We start from the raw sequence: 19,744 nt of genomic DNA, 5'->3' as shown, positions 1-19,744 counted from the left end.
TTGCAAATTGCAGCAAAAGGGTCGCTAACTCAACGGTAGAGTACTCGGCTTTTAACCGATTAGTTCCGGGTTCGAATCCCGGGCGACCCATTTTTAAGCAAAAGACGCTCGCTGAGACTTTGAAAATAAAAGTTGAGGCGAGCTTTTTTGTTATTAGTCCATTTGTGAATCAATACTGTTCGGTTAAGAATTTTTGTAGGTTGGGTTGAACAAAGTGAAACCCAACAAATACCTGTAAATGTTGGGTTTCGTTCCTCAACCCAACCTACATAATTTAATTTTTTGAGCTTAACCGACAAGTATTGATTTGTGAATGATATCAAATCCGGCTAATTGCTAATCAAAAAGACTGTACGCGTCACCGTATCGTGTCGGCAATTAATAAAGAAAATATAAAAATTCTGTAAATTATAATCGTAAGACTAGGCAAAAGAAAATAAATGTTATATATTTTATTCAACGCCTTATACCGAAAGATTTATAGACTACCAAATATGTGATCCCCCTAGCTTGGAGTAAAAAGCAGCTAGGGGGATCTTGTTTTAAGGCAAAAAAGTAAAAAATCTGAGCAACTCTAACTGCTGCCCAGATTGATTTAGTTTAGTTCTGTCTGTGTCTCAGTTAACTACACAAACAAGCATCGCCATTCCGGTAATCAAGTCCAATTTTCTCAGACCAAATTTTCAATCGGTCACAAAGACACGTGAGGATGCATATTTTGTGGCGGGACTCAGACCCTCCGCGTCCCCATCACCGTATCATCTTGTTGACTTAAAGACAATGAATAAATTATAATTTTGGATTGTCTGTCTAATTCCTGCTCGGATCAGGTAGACATACTGCAAAAGCTGGCAAAAGCTATAAATCGTGTCTCTACAGGAGATAAAAGCCAGCTACCTGTACGGCAACTTCAAGGACAATTTCATGACTTACGCAATTATTGAAACTGGTGGCAAACAAATAAAAGTCGAGGCAGGTCGATTCTATGACATTGAACTGCTGACTGCCGAACCAGACGAAAAAGTGACAATAGACGAAGTATTACTGGTACAGCACGAGGGTGGAGTCTCTATTGGGCAGCCACTAGTGGCAGGTGCGACTGTAGAAGGGACGGTGATGCGACACTTTAGAGGTCGTAAAGTCCTGGTTTACAAAATGAAGCCGAAAAAGAAAACCCGCAAAAAACGGGGACATCGCCAGGAAATCACCAGACTTTTGATTAACTCCATCAATCTCAATGGTGAGGTGTTGGCTTATGAAGAAGCCCCAACTACTATTGAAACTCCCAATGTGGTTGATAGCGCTCCCGCTGAAGAAATCGCTGCTGAATAATAAACAACAAGTAAATACATAAGAGGAAATTATGGCTCATAAGAAAGGTACGGGTAGTACGCGTAACGGACGCGATTCTAATGCTCAACGTCTGGGCGTAAAGCGATTTGGTGGTCAAGTTGTACGTGCAGGAAACATTCTGGTGCGTCAACGTGGTACAAAATTTCATCCTGGTAACAACGTTGGTATTGGCAACGATGACACCTTGTTTGCTTTAGTTGATGGTGTAGTTACTTTTGAAAGAAAGGGCAAAACCCGGAAAAAAGTGAGCGTTTATCCAGCCGTTGCTGCTGAAGCATTAGCAAGTTAAATATAGCTGTGAAAAAGTAGAGACGTTCCATGTAACGTCTCTATCAGGTTTCTAGATAATGCATATTTAAAGAAAGGTCGATGTCTATCTAGTAGACTGCAGCGGAAATAAAGCTACTATTAAAAATTCCTAAAAAGCTGGTGGAATCTGCTTGTTAAATTTTTAATTTTTTAATTCCGAGAAAGCAGTGCTAGTTGTTTTTAAATTGGCTACTGGCTACTAATTTAAATTAACCTATGAAGTAGGACACCTATGGCTAAACCTGCCAGTGAAAAGATAGAGGTGAACAAAAAAGCTAGACTTTCCTGGAAACCAGCGGCTTGAAAGTCTATCTTGACTAAGATAGTTGCGGAAAGAATAAGTAAGGTATCAAGAAATATCCGAAACCAAGCGATCATCATGAAAAATAGCAAAGCTGCTAAAACAGCTACACAAAAAGACCTCGCATTTGATTGAAACAAGATATTGTAATACTCTGTTAGTTTTGACCAAGGAGTAGTCAAGCTAACTAGTAAAAGTAAGATAGCAACTACAACGATTAACCACACAAACCAAGGTGCTTTTGTTTGAGATATTACCCAGCCCAAAGTACTGTAACTCAGTAGTACTAGTGCCAGGGAAAACCAAGGAAATTGTTTCAAACTTAACATAGATTGGTATTTCCAGTACTGGGTGCAAATATTATTGCCAAGATTATGTAGAAAAACCAAAGGCTTTATTTTATAGAATAGCAGGCTGAAAATCCCTGGGATGTTCAAAAAAACCTGAGATTGTATTTATTTTTTGAATATCTTCCCTTAAACTCTAAGTCTATAATCATGTTTTTTGCAGCCCCAATCACTAGGCGCTTATGCTATCACCAACAAATTTAATTAGTAAAGTATCAAGCTTCTCGGACTTTTTTTGTAAAAATTAGTTAAATTATGATCTTAAACATTTGTAAACTGTTAGCAGTCGAGTAGCCGCGTGTCACATTTTATTAAGGTTAAGGACTAATCATGAGAAAACTTGCTATCGTTGAGCGCGTATGCCTGATTGGACATATCGTGTCTATGGTATTTGGACTAGTAGGGATATTACTAGTTGTTCCTAATGCCGAAGTAATTTTCAATTTATCTGAGGTTGGACAGACAGTCATGCAGTGGAGTATGGCTGGTGGCGGCGTAGCTTATATGATTTTGGGTGCGGTAGGTGTTTTCCTGTATGCTTACCGGACTTTGGGTTTAGGTCGCACCTTGGGGTTTCTGATCCCATCACTCGGAATTTCTTTGACCAGCGAATTACTGGGAACTAGCACAGGCTTTCCTTTTGGTCACTACAGCTACCTGAGTGGTTTGGGTTATAAAATTGCGGGTTTAGTACCATTCACAATTCCCTTGTCCTGGTTTTATGTGGGATGTGTGTCTTACCTGTTGGCGCGTGTTGGTTTAGAAGTAGATAAAAAACCGAGCTTATTACGTCATCTTAGTGCGATCGCACTCGGCGCTTTATTACTGACTTCTTGGGATTTTGTGCTTGACCCAGCCATGAGTCAAACTTCTCTTCCCTTCTGGTATTGGCAACAACCAGGGGCTTTCTTTGGAATGCCTTACCAAAACTTTGCTGGTTGGATGGGTACAGGTTGCTTATTTATGACAGTAGCGGCGCTGTTATGGAGAAACAACCCACTGAAGTTAGAGCGATCGCAACTCAATATTCCTTTGGTTGTATATTTGGCTAACTTTGGTTTTGCCACAGTTATGAGTTTGGCTGCTGGTTTTTCCATTCCTGTATTGCTAGGTGTGGCACTTGGTGTTGCTCCTGCTGTGGCACTTTGGTTGAGAGGTCCGAGTGCATCTGCTGCTGTTGAACCAACCACCAAGGAAGTTTCCGTTGCCAGCGTTAAAGTCGCTTTCAAGTAAGCTGACCGAATTTGAGATTTTAAATTTTGAATTTTGGATTGAAAGATTCAAAATTCAAAATTTAAATAGGAATTACGAATTAGGAATTACGAATTATTTTAATTTTTAATTCACGGCGGTACTAGTTTACATAAATTGTGGGAAAATTTAATAATTTATAGCGGTTCTCTGGTGGTATGGCGTGAGGCATCGCCCATTTCGTGAATTGAGCCATCATTAAAGTAGACAACAACAGCCCAACCACCAGGGCCAGGGTTGCCGGTGCAAGCACCATCTGTATATATGCTTTGAATTATAGGTTGGGTGAACATAGTGGAAGTATTAAACTGCAAAGGACACGAACAAAAAAATAATTAGTGACAAATTTTGGTCAATAATATTCAGGCTATTATATTCACATCTTGCACCTTCTCAATAAAGGTTGGTTGGCATTGCCCTTTAACAGGAAATAATTAGGTTTTTGGACTTTTATTTTCGCGGCGAAGATTATGGTGCAAGATATGAGTATAGTTAATAATCAAGTTTTTCAACTTTGTTTAAAATTTTTATAACTGCTGCCAAAATTATTTCCTGCTGATCTATCCAAACAAGCGGTTTTTTAATTGATTGACTCGAACTATATCCGGCTCGATCATAAATACAAACTCGTGAAATTTTTAGTAATTAAAGTTGCTTCCCCTTGAATAATATAAATAAACTCATCTTGTTGAGTATGCCAATGTCTCAATGCTGAACAGCTTCCTGGAGTCAGAGTGACTAAGTTCACACCAAAATTTTTTAGTCCGGCTGCATTTCCTAAAGCTTGTTTGACTCGTCCTGCAATTCGAGATTTAAATACATCTGGATAACCCCCTCCCCGCAAGCGAGGAGGGGACTAAGATGTATATAATTCAAGTGCATACCGCTATATAGTTATACAGAGCAACTACTAAAAATCTTGATTATACAAAGCGCTATTTCCCTTCTATTACTACTTATCCAAGTACCAGCAACGGCAATTTTACTGTCACGTCTGCTGAAAGGCCCAAGACGACATCCGCCCCTGGAACCTGAACAACCAACGCTGGATATTTTGGGTAGTGTAAGTGTTGTTGTTCCCACACTCAATGAAGCACTGCGGATTAGTCCTCTGTTAGCTGGGTTAACTCGGCAAAGCTATGAAGTCCGAGAAATTATTGTAGTTGATAGTAAGTCCCAAGATGGCACTCCCGACTTAGTAAAAGCTGCACAGCAAAAAGATCCCCGTTTTCGTCTGATGACTGATGATCCTTTACCTTCTGGTTGGGTGGGTCGTCCTTGGGCGTTACATAACGGCTTTTTATTTAGTTCTGAGTGGAGTGAGTGGTTTTTGGGAATGGATGCGGATATCCAGCCCCATCCTGGCTTGGTAGCGAGTTTGGTGAAAACAGCCCAAGCAGAAGGCTATGATTTGGTTTCTCTTTCGCCTCAATTTATTCTCAAGTATCCAGGGGAGTGCTGGTTACAACCGGCTTTGTTGATGACGCTGCTATATAGATTTGATCCCACTGGCATTTACACAGAACAACCAGAAAGGGTGATGGCTAATGGTCAGTGTTTTTTGTGTCGGCGCTCAGTTTTAGGGGCTGTGAGTGGTTATAACAGCGCTAAGGGTTCTTTTTGTGATGATGTGACTTTGGCGCGGCATATTGCGGCTCAAGGCTTTAAAGTGGGCTTTTTCGATGGCGCAAAAGTGCTGAAGGTACGGATGTATGAGGGCGCAATGGAAACTTGGAAAGAGTGGGGGCGCAGTCTTGATTTGAAGGATGCTTCTTCCCGCGCTCAGATTTGGGGAGATTTATGGCTGTTGTCAGCCGTTCAAGGTATGCCCATATTGATCTTACTTGGTTTTCTTCCCTGGCTCCCACTGCCTTCCCTGCTTCCCCTGCACCTGTTATGGGGACTAAATATATTTTTATTGCTAATTCGCTTTGCTTTATTATTAGCGATCGCTCCATCCTATGATCGCAACAGTGCTAAAGGTGGCTGGTTATTCTGGCTTTCCCCCTTGGCTGATCCCTTGGCTGTGCTGCGAATTTTCTTATCTGCGTTTCATACTCCGCGAGAGTGGCGCGGAAGAAAGTATTAGCCTCATATAGCGGTTCTCGGTTGAGTGAGATACAATCACCCCACCCCCAACCCCCTCCCCGCAAGCGATGAGGGGACTATGATGTATCGCAAGTTCATACCGCTATATAGCAGGAGTCAGGAGGGGCGAACGGCCGTTCGCCCGTACAGGAGTAAAACCCTCTTGATAGTGGGAGTTTCATTATCAATTGATGTCCTAACCACCCTATCCACGGCTATACAAGTGAGATGAGAGCAATAGCTGAAGGGATAAAAACCCCAATTCAGCTAGAGAAACTGCGAAATTGAGGCTGTGATTTTGGTCAGGGTTATCTGTTTTCTCAACCGTTAGCAGCCAAATCAGTTTTGGATCTGCTTGCGTCTGCACCGCAATGGTAATGATTTATTTTCAGTCAGTTTCAGTTCCTACTTGATCACCTCGTTCTAATTCCCAGAGAATTTGATTACCTTCTCTTCGTACTCGTGAAACTATCCAGTTCCGCCAACGCCACTGGTCTCCCCGACTGGTGACAGCGCTGGCGTGGACATCCATGAGGTCTGCTAGTTCTGAACTAGTTATTAAGTAGCCTTTTTCAGCAATTTCGTCAGCTACCCGCAGAGTTTCAACCAAGTTACGGAGTTGCGAAACCCTCATCTCAGATGGTTTTTCGTCGTTTGTCGTCGCAGCGGACGCTGTAGATGGTTCCATAATAGTTATGTCTAATGGAAAAGTACTGCTTTCCGGGATGTTTTCGTTAATTTTTGTAGAGTTTAATGGAGAATCAGATACTTTTGCTACATTGATTTCGTTCGTATTGGGTAAGGTTTGGTCAGCATTTCCAGAGGATAATTGTTGAAGAGATGGGATTTTGCCGCTGGCAAAGGAGCGAGCAATCACATCACAACGTTCGTTACCTATGTTACCAGAATGTCCGCGCACGTGTTGCCATTTTACGAGTCGGCTGTTAAGTTCATCAAGGGTTTCTAAAAGGTCTTGGTTTTGGACTGGGTTCCCATCTGACTTTTTCCAGCCTTTCTTTTTCCAGCCTTGCATCCATTTGGTAACGGAGTTGATCAGATATTCGCTATCGGTGTAGAGGGTAATAGGTTCGGTTTGTCCAGATGTTTTCAGGAATTGCAGGGCTGCGATCGCTGCTTGCATTTCCATTTTATTATTGGTGGTATGGCGTGAGGCATCGCCCATTTCGTGAATTGAGCCATCATTAAAGTAGACAACAACAGCCCAACCACCAGGGCCAGGGTTGCCGGTGCAAGCACCATCTGTATATATGCTTTGAATTATAGGTTGGGTGAACATAGTGGAAGTATTAAACTGCAAAGGACACGAACAAAAAAATAATTAGTGACAAATTTTGGTCAATAATATTCAGGCTATTATATTCACATCTTGCACCTTCTCAATAAAGGTTGGTTGGCATTGCCCTTTAACAGGAAATAATTAGGTTTTTGGACTTTTATTTTCGCGGCGAAGATTATGGTGCAAGATATGAGTATAGTTAATAATCAAGTTTTTCAACTTTGTTTAAAATTTTTATAACTGCTGCCAAAATTATTTCCTGCTGATCTATCCAAACAAGCGGTTTTTTAATTGATTGACTCGAACTATATCCGGCTCGATCATAAATACAAACTCGTGAAATTTTTAGTAATTAAAGTTGCTTCCCCTTGAATAATATAAATAAACTCATCTTGTTGAGTATGCCAATGTCTCAATGCTGAACAGCTTCCTGGAGTCAGAGTGACTAAGTTCACACCAAAATTTTTTAGTCCGGCTGCATTTCCTAAAGCTTGTTTGACTCGTCCTGCAATTCGAGATTTAAATACATCTGGATAAACAGAAGTTGTTCGACGAGGTACATTGTCTGGATTAATAATCATGATTATATTCCGCAAATAATGGGTTATAACGTCGCATTAGTTTAAGTCCATCTACATCATATTGGAAACCCCATTTTTCATAAAAGGGAATCATCTCTGATAAACAATAAAGGGCGATATTTTCAACTTCTTGCAACTGTGGATGATTAATTACTTCATCTAACAATTTAGCACCAAAACCCATTTCTCTATAGTTAGATTTAATAATTACGTCATAAAGTGTTCCTCGATAAACAAAGTCGGTGAGAACTCGACAAAAACCAATTAATTCTTCGTTATCACCTACCAAAGCAATTATTATATCTGATCCCTTTAACATCTTGACAACACGCTCATAAGTCCGGCCTTTGCTCCAGAATTCATTTTTGTATAATTCTACAAGTTCATAAACTTGGGTTTCAGTTAACTGGTTAACGACTTTATAATTCATAAATTATTGAGGAAAGTTTTATTAATCAAACTAATTCTGTATTTTACTCAATGGCGTTGATAAACCATCGATACTAATAATATTTTTCTGCTGTTGATATTCTTTAATTCCCTCTTCCCCTTTTTTACTAGCCCATTTAACTAAAGTTTCTCTTTGTCCTTGATATTCATACAGCGGCACACCAAAACCACAAGAAGTTTGAACTCGTTCAATATCTGCAACAATAATTTGTCTAATTCCAGAAACAGGATAAAATAGAGGATAGAGAGAATTCCATTCAGGAGAATCTGGTAAAATTGTTTTTCCCTGACCATAAAGACGGAGAATACAAGCAGGTTCTTGAAAAGCACAAAACATAAAGGTTATTCGTCCATTTTCCTGCAAATGAGCGGATGTTTCGTTACCACTACCTGTGACATCCAAATAACCAACTCGGTGGGGGGAGAGAATGCGAAAACTTTCTAAACCCTTGGGAGAAAGGTTAACATGACCGGTAGAACTCAAGGGTGCAGAACCTACAAAAAACAGGTTTTGGGCTGCAATAAAGTTTTGCAGTTCTTCTGTAATACAATCAAAAAGTTTAGACATAACCGATGTGATGATTTTAGCAATTTTTTGATTTTATTATATTCCATTAAAGTTTAACTTTTACTTAATATGTCGTCAATTCTTTTGCCTCCACCTATTCAAAAAATTAATAGTGAAATATCGGCTAATGCAGGTGTTAAGTTATCTATTTTGCGTCTTGATCTCATGCATCCCGAAATTAACGGTAATAAATGGTTTAAGCTAAAGTATAACCTGTCCGAAGCTAAAGAGAAAAATTTCTCAACCATCCTTACCTTTGGTGGTGCATATTCTAACCATATTTATGCTACCGCAGCAGCAGGTAAAATATTTGGTTTCCGCACGATTGGGGTAATTCGTGGAGAAGAAAATATCCCTCTAAATCCTACTTTACAATTTGCAGTAGCACAGGGTATGCAATTACTATATATTGATCGTCGGACATATAAACAACGTCATACAGATGAATTAAAAAACCAATTAAAACTGCAATTTGGGGAAGTATTCATTATTCCTGAAGGTGGTTGTAACTTAAATGGTATGCGTGGTTGTATAGAGATATTAGAAACGGTTAAAGAATTTAACACTATCTGTCTAGCTTGCGGTACAGGAACAACACTGGCAGGTATGACACTATCATTAAATCAACAACAAAAAGTGATGGGATTTCCTATATTAAAAGGTGGTGATTTTCTCAAAGAAGATATCAATAACCTATTAACAAATTATCTGGATTCTGGCTTACCAGCACCTGTTAATTGTCCCGCACCTTGGGAATTAATTTGTAATTATCATTTTGGTGGTTACGCTAAGGTAAATAATGAATTAAGGCTATTTTGTCAAAATTTTCAACAAGAATATGGCATACCTTTAGATTATGTATATACAGGAAAAATGTTTTATGGAGTTATGGATTTAATAGCAAAAGGGTTTTTAAAGTCGGATTCTTTACTTTTAGTACATACAGGTGGGTTACAGGGTAATCTTGGATAAAGCAGTACAAAAGTTTGATAAATTGATTTACAGCGGTTTCCGCTCTTATGAGGTGCATCTTAGCCCCCTCATCGCTTGCGGGGAGGGGGTTGGGGGTGGGGTTCTTGTACCTCATAACACCGGGAAGTGCTGTATCGCATCATTCAACAAAAAAGAGAAAGTACTGAAGATATACTAAAAACGGTTGGAAACTTTACTTTTAAACGCAGAGGTTCGCTGAGGTAAACGCAAAGTGACGCAGAGTTTTGACTGACTTGTAAAAAGGGGACTTATCCTGCCCACCCGTCTTATATTTAACTGTGTATATCTACTTAAATGCAAGTAAATGCACTATGTGTCGATGACTGTACACCGTGATGTCAAGTAAGAATGAAGAACTTTGGTTACATTTTAAAGAGTATATGAAAAATCTCAGTACTTACGTATTTTTATCAGGATACGCTATATATTAGTATCTAGGAATAAATGATGTTAGCTAGTTTGGGATTAAAAGAGATGCAACGCAATCGTAGTTCGACTCAAGAATCAACTCAAGTTTCTACCAATACCAATAATTCTAGCCAACAAGTTCAACATATCTATACTTTAGAAAACTTGGTTAAAACATTAGAAGAAGTAGCTACTCACCTAGCAGCAAATTAGTAAAGCTTCTGCAATAGTGATAACTTAGAAAGGAAAATTTATTTCCTTCTTTTTTGTTTGGTAAAGAGGGAGTGAACTGCTTTTTCACTACAGATAGTTTCAATTTCTTTTTGGTTATCTTATGCATGAAGGTTGGCTTGTTCTTGTAACCAAGAATCCACAGGTTGTCCATCTTTGCGTTTGAGTTCTATTTCTATTACCATGACTTCTTTAGAACCAGGAGGTGCGGGTTTTTGGTGAAAAATGATCTCATACTCTAGGGGGTTTTGATTATGTTCTTTTAACCAATCTTGGACTTTGGTAAGGGCAAAAAATGATTGTCCTTGGGCGAACATTTGGGTAATTTTCATTTGCAATGTGTAAGGATTGATGCGTCCCATTTTTATTGACTCCTTTGGTATTTGTAATTATTATAGTCTCACGCAGAGGCGCTCCAGACGCAAAGAGGAAGATTGAGTTGGGAGTTTTTTATTCTTCTGTGTTAAATTCAACTTTATCATAAATGTCTGATAACAAGATTTGGCAGGGAATAGAGGCTAAATTTACATTTTCATCTGCATCTACAAATTCTGAAAATATCCATTTATTATTATCAGTTCTAAAATATTGCTCAATGTGCATTGTGTATTGATCAATTAAAATATATTCTTGTAAAGTGGGAATGGTGCGATAAGCGGCAAATTTTTCATCTCTATCTTTGCTTCTGGTAGATTTCGATATGTATTTTTAATCCCTGACTTATTAAAAAAGCTGGGGATATATTTTAAAAATTTGTTAATTAATAAAAATTTGCATGAATTGGCGGTAGATTTATGAAAGAAAGAATAATTGACTAAAGTTTAGACTAAATTGGTTATATTCAAGAAAAAAAAGGAGTCTGATTGAATACAGTCTCCCTTTTGACAGGAACTGAGAGAAATCCGGGCTAACTCTGACTCGCCAATATGAAACTTGCCAGATTAGAAGAATTCCGTCAAGCAGCCTACAAACATCTATGTAGAGCTAAAGACGCTACCTTTGAATTGACAGATGCCATATTTATACAACACCCAAAATTGCCACCCCATGCACTTTGCTTTAATTCAAAGTTATTACTTCTAAATTTTCTTAAATTTTTAAGAAGCAGATAAGTAAATTTTGAATTGTTTAGGGTTGGAGTTGAATATATTTACTTACCTGTAGGTTATTAATAAGGGCTTTTCTCCGGATATAGGAGGTTAATACGCTTTTGACGTAATGCTAATTCTTCTTTGTGCAGCTGCTCTAACTGCTCTACTATCTCTTCTTTTACCCCTATAATAGCAGCCATTTGTAGAATTTTTCCCTTTTCACCTTCATCAAGTTCTCCATCAGCAGCAGAAGCTCTAATTGCTGTGAGAAGTAAATCTCTTTGTGCGATAGATACTTGAGGAGAGCGAGCAATTACCTCTTGTATATCTTCATCTGCTTCGTATGCTTTTAGCTCTTCAATTACCCAGTCTGCTACTCCCCAGGATGCACAGAATCCAATAGCCCAATCTTTTTCTTCCTGTGAGAGAACTCCATCTCCCTTAGCGCAACATAAAACTGATTTGATATAAATGCAACAATCTTCATCTGTAGGGATCTCGCTAAATCCAAAAAACCAATTAAATATCCAAGATTGACCAAGTTTTTTGATGTCAGACATAAATTTTCCTTCTTGTCTATTAAAACATGATTTCACTCTGGGATGTTATCATTACTAAGGGAAAAAAACAAGGACAGTTTAGACTGTCAACAGACAATATCTTAAACTGCCAATATTTACTAGCAAAAAGCCTAATATAGCATTTCCTAGTCTAATGAAGTACAAAAATATCTGCGTTTATCTGTGTTTATCTGCGTTTAATTATTACTGCTTGTACCTCACTTGAATGGGAATTGCTATATTAAAAATATATTAATCAATGCAAAAATTTGGGTAGGCAAGAACCTACCCCACAAACTCCTATTTCAACGCTGCTAACAAATCACTTTTCGCAGTTTCTAAAGCTTCTGGTAACTTACTCGCATCTCTTCCCCCAGCTTGCGCGAGATTGGGTTTTCCACCACCTCCACCTCCACAGATTTTCGCTATAGTTCCCACAAATTTTCCTGCTTGTATTCCTTTTTTATTAACTTCAGAACTAAAAGCAGCAACGATACTCACTTTTCCGGCTTCGGGAATAGAACCTAAAACCACTGCACCATTACCGATTTTTTGCAGCAATCTTTCCGCAGCAGCTTTTAATGATTCTGCGTCAATATCTTCCATTTGGGCGATAATAATTTTGTGTTCTCCGATGATTTCCGCAGTCTGTAATAAGCTGTCAGATTTAACAATTGCTATTTGTGATTTCAGGCTTTGAATTTCTTTTTCACTGTTGCGGAGTTCGGTTTGTAGAGTTGTGATTCTGTCGGGTATTTCTTCGGGTTTGACTTTAAAGCGATCGCACAAATCTTTAGTTACTATATCACGCACATTCAAATAATCCAATACTGCCGCACCAGAAACTGCTTCTATTCTTCTGACTCCAGACGCAACTCCGGCTTCGGAAATAATCTTAAAAACGCCAATTTCCGCCGTATTATTAACATGAGTTCCCCCGCACAGTTCCATTGAAACACCAGGGAAATCAATCACGCGGACTTGATCACCGTATTTTTCCCCAAACATCGCTACTGCACCTTTAGCTTTAGCTTCGGCTATAGGCACCTCTTCTATTGTAGCAGAATGCGCTTCAGAAATCCAACTATTTACTAATTCTTCAATTTGCTGAACTTCTTCCACAGTTAAAGCGCGGGGACAGTTAAAATCAAAGCGCAATCTATCAAAAGAAACCAAAGAACCAGCTTGAGAAATTCCTTCATCTACAACTTTCTTTAATGCAGCTTGCAATAAATGAGTTGCTGTATGATTAGTTTGAGAACGACGACGACAACCGCGATCTATTTGGGCGGTAATTTCATCACCAATTCTAATTGTTCCCCTTTCAATGCGTCCGAAATGAATAAAGAAATCAGATTCTTTTTTCACATCTTCAATTCTGACTAAAATACCATCACCGCTAATATATCCTTTATCTCCAATTTGTCCACCAGATTCAGCATAAAATGGAGTTTTATCAAGAACAATTTGTACTTCTGTTCCTGCTTCTGCTGCTTCTTCGGAAACACCAGCAACTAATAAAACTTCGATTTTTGCAGTTGTTGCTAATTGGGTATAACCAATGAATTGTGTAGAGTGAATATGTTCTGCAAGTTTATCTAAAGAACCTTGAACAGTTAAATCAATAGTTTCATGTGCAGCTTTTGCACGTTCTACTTGTTTTTGCATTTCTGCATTGAAACCATCAACATCAACAGTAATGTTATTTTCTTCTGCGACTTCTTGGGTTAATTCTAATGGGAAACCGTAGGTATCATAGAGAGTAAAAGCACTTTCTCCACTAATAGAACTTTGTCCTTGCTGTTTTACAGTTTCGATAATTTCTGCTAACAGCTTTTCTCCTCTATCTAAAGTTTTGAGAAAATTAACTTCTTCTCTTTGTAATTCGGCTTTAATAGCAGTTGCTCTTTGCCGCAAATTTGGGTAAATTGATTCTGAAAGAGAAATTGCTGTTTCTGCAACTTGGTTAATAAATTCTCCCGAAATTCCGATTAATCTCCCATGTCTGACAACACGACGAATCAAACGCCGTAAAACATAACCTCTTCCCACATTAGAAGCGCGAATTTCATCAGCAATCATGTGAACCACAGAACGGACATGATCACCAATTACCTTTAAAGAAACTTTCGTATTTTCATCACTTTCGTAATAATCAATTTTGGCAATTTTTGCTGCTGTTTCAATAATCGGAAAAATCAAATCTGTTTCATAATTATTTGGCTTCTTTTGCAGGATTTGCGCCATTCTTTCCAAACCCATTCCCGTGTCAATATTCTTATTTTGCAACGGGGTTAAATTACCAGTAGCATCCCGATTATATTGCATAAATACCAAGTTATAAAACTCGATAAATCGGGTATCATCTTCTAAATCAATATTATCCTCACCGCGTTCTGGGTGAAAATCATAATAAATTTCCGAACATGGTCCACATGGTCCAGTGATTCCTGATACCCAGAAGTTATCATCTGCACCCATGCGCTTGATGCGTTTTTCGCTTACACCAATGGTATCTCGCCAAATTGCAAAAGCTTCGTCGTCTTCCTCAAACACGCTAACAACGAGATTTTCAGGAGAAATACCAAAGACTTGAGTGGATAATTCCCAACCCCATGCGATCGCCTGTGGTTTAAAATAATCACCAAAGCTAAAATTACCCAACATCTCAAAAAATGTATGATGGCGCTTAGTCCGTCCCACATTTTCGATATCATTGGTACGGATACACTTTTGCGAAGTCGTAGCGCGTTTAAATTCCGGCGTGCGCTGTCCCAGAAATATAGGCTTAAATGGTAACATACCTGCGATCGTCAGCAGCACTGTAGGATCTTCTGGTACAAGGGACGCACTCGGAAGCGGTTGGTGTCCCCGTTGGGTGTAGAAGTCGAGGAATAAAGCGCGAATATCGTTACCGCTAAGATACTGGGGAGTTGAAGACATGAGAGATTACAAAAAAATAATAATTTAAGTTGCTAGTTATCTAGTTTAGGCTGGTAATCGCTAATTGGTGATGAGTAAAATCTTGACCTGTTACCTGTTACTACGTGTTTGTTATAGTTATTACAGCAAATTTACAAAATTCTGTCATTTTATATAAATGCCAGATTTAATGACTAATTGACATAAACTAGGCTCAAAAACCACATATTAAGCATAATTTTGACTATTGATGAACTTCTCTGACTTTAGCAAAAAAACCTTATATAGCAACTATAACACGGGATTCTTAAGAAATACTTGTGAAAAAACGGTATAGGGATATGAATAAGGATACAAATAAAAAATACACGTAAACGCCGTTATAACATCAGCAGATCAGATATTCTATTACTTCATTTTGGATTTTAGATGGCTACCGTTTGCATAATTCAGTAGTCAAAATCTTTTTAAAACCCAGTTATCAAAGCCGCTTTGAATAAAAAACTTTTTTTTGCTTGACATTTCTCTAGATTACTTTTAACAAAACTTAAATTATGGAAATGTATCTTTATTTAGGCAAAGATATTATTCCGTGTTTATACATCATTGAGCGCAATTGCAAACATCCTACTGTATGTATCAAATAAATTTACAAGTTATTAAGAAAAGAGGAAAAATGAAAATTAGCAATTACCGTAGGAGGTTTAAATAAATTAGGGTTTCTCCTGTAGGGTGCATCAAATATCGAAAATTTGTTAATTATTATCTAATTATTAATTTTGACGTACCCTTGTAATATAACAATTGTGTAAGTCCTATATGTATGATATTTGCTTGTAAAAAATAGTTGTACAAGGCTGTTTGTGGGAATAATTTATACAAGTAAACATCTCCACAAAAGAATGTAGATCCGAACATCCCTGGAAAGTCTCTACAAGGGTTTGGGATAACCTATATTTAATTTCACCAGATGTTTATTTGACTTGGAAATAGAGAAAATGCAAAACAATGAAAAGTTCAATTTTAGTTTTTGGAACTAATAATTTTCTGGCTACACTTCCCGATCAAATTCTTGATACAAATATCTTTAATATAGATATTGTTACCAATCTCAATCAGGCTCAGTCTTGCATTCACATTACGCCCATAGATATAATCTTGGTGCAAGCAAGTCTAGATGGAAGTATGGGATTATGTTCTTGGTTAAAAGAACAAACTAAGTTATCTTGTGTGTACTGTATTTTGTTTGAGGATCGTCCTGAGTTACTTACTCTGAGAAGTCAGGAAAATTGGGAGTGGGAATTATTAGTAAATGCTGCTGCACTAGAACAAGGTGCGGATGCTTATGTTTGGCAAATTCCTGAAAATCAAACCACATATAGTTTAGCAAATTTTGCTGCTAATTATCAAATAATAATAGCTCAATTTACGGTGGGTTTACGGAAAGCACAAAAATATCGGGATTTGCTGGAGAAAAATGCCTTACTATCAGCAATTGCCCTAGCGGATTCATTAACAGAATTAAATAATCGTCGGGCTTTAGAATGGGACTTACCTAGACAAGTTCAACAAGCCAGAGCGTTAAAAAATCCCTTCAGTCTCATTATGTTAGATGTAGACTTTTTCAAAAAAGTTAACGATACTCACGGGCATTTAGTAGGTGATCGCATTTTACAATTACTTTGTAAAAGGTTGCAAAATAATCTGCGTTCCCAAGAAATTCCCTTCCGCTATGGAGGAGAAGAATTTGTAGTTTTGTTGACGAATACAAGCATTGAAGAAGCACTAAATATCGGTCATCGTCTCAATCGAGTAGTTCATGAAAGCTCATTTGTGATTAGCAATAAACTCTCTATTAATATTACTATTAGCTTAGGTGTAGCTACTTTAGAATCGGAGGACGATGAGACTGGAATCAGTTTATTACATCGTGCTGATCAATGCTTATTAAAAGCCAAAGAAACTGGTAGAAATAAAGTGGTAATTTGTAATAATCATCATATTTCCCCTGTAAATGCTGTTTCTTCTTAACTAAGAATAACTTGTTGACATTCAGACACAGTAGCCCGTTTTTTCATAGCCGCAACTAAAGCTTCATAACTCGACCAATTTTCCTGGATCAGGTTTTTAGACTGGAGAATATGAAACCGTTGCTTTTGCTGATAAACCGCTTCCTGAAAACCGAGAACTCGCAAAACTTCAGTTAACTTACTTTTATCATCATCTCCACCTTCAGCAGAGTCAAAAACCAAAGTTTCCGCAGCAATTCCCGCCATCCAAATAGTACAATAACGGTCTAACATTTGGGCGCTAATCTTCCCCGTTTCCAACTGCGCTGCTAACTCGCTATCTTCCAAACATATCCCACCTTGTCCTGGTTGTCCTTGTTTCCAAGCTTCCCAAGCGCTGAGAGTATAGCCAGTCACAGAAATTCCTAACAGGTGAGCAACAAGAAAATGACCGGCTTCATGATGTATAATCCGTTCTTTATATTTTGGAGAAAATCGCGCCAGCACATCTAATACTATCGTCCCTCCCTTTCCTTGAAAACTGAAATTATCCAAAGTCGCAATACCCAAAAACGCCACAGTCACTAAAGCGGGTATTGTTGGTGACAGATGTACTAATGGTCCCAACAGAGTTGAGAGAGTTATGAGAAAGACAGAAATAGCAACGAGATTGATTGCAGTTTGGCTCATTTTCAGGTTGATGAATACAGCTTAATCTTTCTTCATTTTAGATACTTTACAAAAGTCTGAGCTTGGGCTGATAGCCTGTGGTTTTGATACCAAGCATAAGCATGATCTGCAACCGTCTGTCCTGCTGATAAGTTCATACTATTTTGATACTTATCCGCCAGCCAGTAATGCTTACCTGCTTCTAGACCATCTACATCTTTACCTTCATACCATATTCCGACGGGCAACAATTTGTGAGCGCAGTAAGCAGCAAAGATTGTTGATTTTGTCAAGTGTTCAAGTGAGTAATTAAAAAACCCTACCAAGGAAGTTGATAATATATCACTGATTTCTTGAGCAGACTTAACTCCCAAGCAAGTAACTGGGATATTATTCACTGGCTCAATTGCAAACTTTAGAGCCGGGCCAATATCTAATATTTCCTCAATTTCCAACTCTTGACAAGTCCGCTTTAATGCTAATAATGATTGTTGATAAACACGAGAACGGGGACCACCACCACCAAATACTACCAAACGCCGAGAACGTTCTGATAAAGGTGTGAGATATTCAGGTTCACCCACATTAGAAAAAACTGGTAAAGTAGGAATATCAGAGTGTTTTCCGTTGCTGAATTTACTGATAATCTCAGCATATCCTTGTTTGCTGGTAATACAGCGATCGCTCAATTTTACCAAACGCGCTGCTAAATTTCTTTGGAGTGGTGATGTCCAGAACTGACTATTCCAAATTGGACCAAAAGCATAGATTTCATGAAACATCGTCACTAAACGGCGGTTATTTCCAGCTTTTCGCCATTTTTCTAAACCTTCCACCAACCAAACAGGACAACCTCTCCTAGCGTAACCATAGCCCACATAATGCAGTAGTATAGTTTGTTCTGAGTTCTGGTCATTAGGTAATAAATCTAACAAAGCATTTTGTGATCTATATTCTACCTGCTTAACCGTAAATCCTTCTACAAAATCTTCCCCAGACCAATTTGCATCTCCAATGATAAACTCAGTTACCACTCCAAAATCTTGACGCATTTGTTTCGCTAAATTTAGCCCATAGTCTCCCACTCCATCTACCGCAGGAGGTAGACGGGGAACAATTACAGTCATCTGGTCTAAATTATTCATATCGATTGCTTGGCGATATCATTGATAAAATTTGTTACCCTAAAAACTTGTTGCTCTAGGTCAAAATCTGATATTTGATTTGGAATTGCTTTTTTCTTAATTTTGATTTCTGCAACTGTCATCTCTTGCATTAAATTAGCCAGAGAGTTGATATAAATATCTTCCCACGGTTTAGTACCTGGTAACTTCCAAACCCAATCTCCACAAATATCATAGGCCATAGGAATTTGACTCGTAACCACTGGTAATTTTGCTGCTAAATACTCACTGATTTTTGTGGTATAGCGAAAACTGCCAACTCCATCCACACTTTGAGGTAAACTAGCAACATCCATTGCTGCCATGTAATCAAGCACCTGCTCAACAGGGACATTACCTGGTAGAAAAATGCGCTTTCCTAAATCCTCTCCTGCTAATTTCTGTAAATAAGCCAGTCCATTTCCATCCCCAACCACTAGAATACTGACATCTTGGCGGTTAATTTTCTGGAACGCTTTTAATAATTCATAACCATAGCAATATTGAACACTTTGAATCCAAGCTAGTGAACCCAGTAACCCAAACACAAGGGAATTATCTGCAATTCCTAGTTGTTGACGAATTTGTACGCGACTATCGGCCAACTGTTCCATAGTCCGATCATAATATGACCAACCTGCCGCTGTGACCGCTTTTGGCGCTCCAAAGGTTAATGCTCTACCAACTAAGTAAGGTGTCCAGCCAATAAACCCAGCGCAAAAGCGACAGAGCATTCGCTCATATAGATTTACAATTGGTGCGAGAATGGGATATTTTAAATTAATAAAAGGTGCGATCGCATCCCCGCTACTAAAAATATAGGGAATACCAAAAAACCATCGCAGCCATAAACAAGCCATACCCCCTAAAGCTCCAGTTCCTTCCATCACAACTAGGCTAGGCTTTGTTTGCACAGCTTGTTGAATTATATTTATAAAGCTTTTGAATTTATTAGAGCGATCAAATGGTACAATCTCAACACTAAAGTTTTGTAAAAGTTTTAATATTCGAGCTTCATCATTTGAACCAGCGCCTTTGGTAGCAAAGACTAAAATCTTAACGTTTGTCATCTGAATTTTCTCAAGTAAGTAAATTTATATTAGTGATATACTATACAGTATCCAATTGCTGCGAACAGTTTGTAAATGTACTA

At 38.3% G+C, this 19,744-nt stretch carries 17 protein-coding genes, 1 tRNA gene and 4 pseudogenes; 8 read left to right on the top strand and 14 right to left on the bottom strand.

What is annotated here, in order from left to right:
* The first annotated feature begins 18 nt into the window (after window positions 1–18).
* The 3 genes from A9Y75_RS19500 (at window position 19) to rpmA (ending at window position 1,642) form a co-directional block, all read left to right on the top strand.
* Window positions 19–90, top strand: a tRNA-Lys gene (locus tag A9Y75_RS19500).
* Between the two features lie 834 nt (window positions 91–924).
* A complete protein-coding gene (gene rplU, locus A9Y75_RS19495; protein WP_071191190.1) occupies window positions 925–1,332 on the top strand; it encodes a 50S ribosomal protein L21 in 408 nt (135 codons plus the stop codon).
* 31 nt (window positions 1,333–1,363) lie between these two features.
* Entirely contained in the window at window positions 1,364–1,642 is a 279-nt protein-coding gene (gene rpmA / locus A9Y75_RS19490) for a 50S ribosomal protein L27 (RefSeq protein WP_071191189.1), read from the top strand.
* 224 nt (window positions 1,643–1,866) lie between these two features.
* Here rpmA and A9Y75_RS19485 read toward each other — a convergent pair whose 3' ends face one another.
* Entirely contained in the window at window positions 1,867–2,292 is a 426-nt protein-coding gene (locus A9Y75_RS19485) for a hypothetical protein (protein ID WP_071191188.1), read from the bottom strand.
* 348 nt (window positions 2,293–2,640) lie between these two features.
* Between A9Y75_RS19485 and cruF the strand changes: the two genes are divergently transcribed.
* Window positions 2,641–3,543: a gamma-carotene 1'-hydroxylase CruF gene (gene cruF, locus A9Y75_RS19480; RefSeq protein WP_071191187.1), complete on the top strand. Its 903-nt coding sequence runs from the start codon at window positions 2,641–2,643 to the stop codon at window positions 3,541–3,543.
* 170 nt (window positions 3,544–3,713) lie between these two features.
* Here cruF and A9Y75_RS27820 read toward each other — a convergent pair.
* A pseudogene (locus A9Y75_RS27820) lies at window positions 3,714–3,854 on the bottom strand (RNase H family protein); the annotation flags it as partial.
* Window positions 3,855–4,201: 347 nt separating this feature from the next.
* Window positions 4,202–4,405: pseudogene (locus A9Y75_RS19475) on the bottom strand (cupin domain-containing protein); the annotation flags it as partial.
* Between the two features lie 75 nt (window positions 4,406–4,480).
* Here A9Y75_RS19475 and cruG point away from each other — a divergent pair.
* Window positions 4,481–5,650, top strand: coding sequence for a 2'-O-glycosyltransferase CruG (gene cruG, locus A9Y75_RS19470; RefSeq protein ID WP_071191186.1), 1,170 nt, complete (start codon window positions 4,481–4,483; stop codon window positions 5,648–5,650).
* 387 nt (window positions 5,651–6,037) lie between these two features.
* On the opposite strand, the gene rnhA is transcribed toward cruG, so the two are convergent.
* From rnhA to A9Y75_RS19450, 4 genes and pseudogenes are all read right to left on the bottom strand, one after another.
* Entirely contained in the window at window positions 6,038–6,946 is a 909-nt protein-coding gene (gene rnhA, locus A9Y75_RS19465; RefSeq protein ID WP_071191185.1) for a ribonuclease HI, read from the bottom strand.
* A gap of 347 nt (window positions 6,947–7,293) precedes the next feature.
* Window positions 7,294–7,527 (bottom strand): annotated as a pseudogene (locus tag A9Y75_RS19460) (cupin domain-containing protein); the annotation flags it as partial.
* On the bottom strand, window positions 7,517–7,957 hold the full coding sequence (locus A9Y75_RS19455; RefSeq protein ID WP_071191184.1) for a GNAT family N-acetyltransferase: 441 nt from the start codon (window positions 7,955–7,957) through the stop codon (window positions 7,517–7,519). The pseudogene A9Y75_RS19460 and the gene A9Y75_RS19455, both read right to left, overlap by 11 nt.
* 30 nt (window positions 7,958–7,987) lie before the next feature.
* Window positions 7,988–8,545, bottom strand: coding sequence for a pyridoxamine 5'-phosphate oxidase family protein (locus A9Y75_RS19450; RefSeq protein ID WP_071191183.1), 558 nt, complete (start codon window positions 8,543–8,545; stop codon window positions 7,988–7,990).
* A 69-nt stretch (window positions 8,546–8,614) separates the two neighbouring features.
* Here A9Y75_RS19450 and A9Y75_RS19445 point away from each other — a divergent pair, with 69 nt between their 5' ends.
* Window positions 8,615–9,517, top strand: a complete 903-nt coding sequence (locus A9Y75_RS19445; RefSeq protein WP_071191182.1) for a pyridoxal-phosphate dependent enzyme — start codon at window positions 8,615–8,617, stop codon at window positions 9,515–9,517.
* A 468-nt stretch (window positions 9,518–9,985) separates the two neighbouring features.
* Entirely contained in the window at window positions 9,986–10,159 is a 174-nt protein-coding gene (locus A9Y75_RS19440; RefSeq protein ID WP_236721470.1) for a serine dehydratase, read from the top strand.
* A 119-nt stretch (window positions 10,160–10,278) separates the two neighbouring features.
* Here A9Y75_RS19440 and A9Y75_RS19435 read toward each other — a convergent pair whose 3' ends face one another.
* The 4 genes and pseudogenes from A9Y75_RS19435 to alaS form a co-directional block, all read right to left on the bottom strand.
* Window positions 10,279–10,539 carry a hypothetical protein gene (locus tag A9Y75_RS19435; RefSeq protein ID WP_071191180.1) on the bottom strand — a complete coding sequence of 87 codons (261 nt, stop codon included), beginning with the start codon at window positions 10,537–10,539 and terminating at the stop codon, window positions 10,279–10,281.
* A gap of 88 nt (window positions 10,540–10,627) precedes the next feature.
* Window positions 10,628–10,879, bottom strand: a pseudogene (locus tag A9Y75_RS19430) (Uma2 family endonuclease); the annotation flags it as partial.
* A gap of 466 nt (window positions 10,880–11,345) precedes the next feature.
* On the bottom strand, window positions 11,346–11,828 hold the full coding sequence (locus A9Y75_RS19425) for a hypothetical protein (RefSeq protein WP_071191179.1): 483 nt from the start codon (window positions 11,826–11,828) through the stop codon (window positions 11,346–11,348).
* Between the two features lie 300 nt (window positions 11,829–12,128).
* Complete coding sequence (gene alaS, locus A9Y75_RS19420) at window positions 12,129–14,771, bottom strand: alanine--tRNA ligase (RefSeq protein ID WP_071191178.1); 2,643 nt, start codon at window positions 14,769–14,771, stop codon at window positions 12,129–12,131.
* 987 nt (window positions 14,772–15,758) lie between these two features.
* Between alaS and A9Y75_RS19415 the strand changes: the two genes are divergently transcribed.
* Complete coding sequence (locus tag A9Y75_RS19415) at window positions 15,759–16,781, top strand: GGDEF domain-containing protein (protein ID WP_071191177.1); 1,023 nt, start codon at window positions 15,759–15,761, stop codon at window positions 16,779–16,781.
* Here the strand turns inward: A9Y75_RS19415 and A9Y75_RS19410 are convergent.
* The 3 genes from A9Y75_RS19410 to A9Y75_RS19400 are packed head-to-tail and all read right to left on the bottom strand — an operon-like array spanning window position 16,778 to window position 19,661.
* Entirely contained in the window at window positions 16,778–17,449 is a 672-nt protein-coding gene (locus A9Y75_RS19410; protein ID WP_071191176.1) for an ATP-dependent Zn protease, read from the bottom strand. The genes A9Y75_RS19415 and A9Y75_RS19410 overlap by 4 nt on opposite strands.
* Before the next feature lie 32 nt (window positions 17,450–17,481).
* The gene (locus A9Y75_RS19405; protein WP_071191175.1) at window positions 17,482–18,573 is read right to left on the bottom strand and encodes a hypothetical protein; all 1,092 of its coding nucleotides are present in this window, start codon (window positions 18,571–18,573) and stop codon (window positions 17,482–17,484) included.
* Window positions 18,570–19,661, bottom strand: coding sequence for a glycosyltransferase (locus A9Y75_RS19400; protein WP_071191174.1), 1,092 nt, complete (start codon window positions 19,659–19,661; stop codon window positions 18,570–18,572). The genes A9Y75_RS19405 and A9Y75_RS19400 overlap by 4 nt, the downstream gene beginning before the upstream one ends.
* Between the last annotated feature and the right edge of the window lie 83 nt (window positions 19,662–19,744).

Source organism: Trichormus sp. NMC-1 (assembly GCF_001858025.1).
Lineage (GTDB): Bacteria > Cyanobacteriota > Cyanobacteriia > Cyanobacteriales > Nostocaceae > Anabaena.
This window is presented reverse-complemented; position numbering and strand designations above follow the sequence as displayed.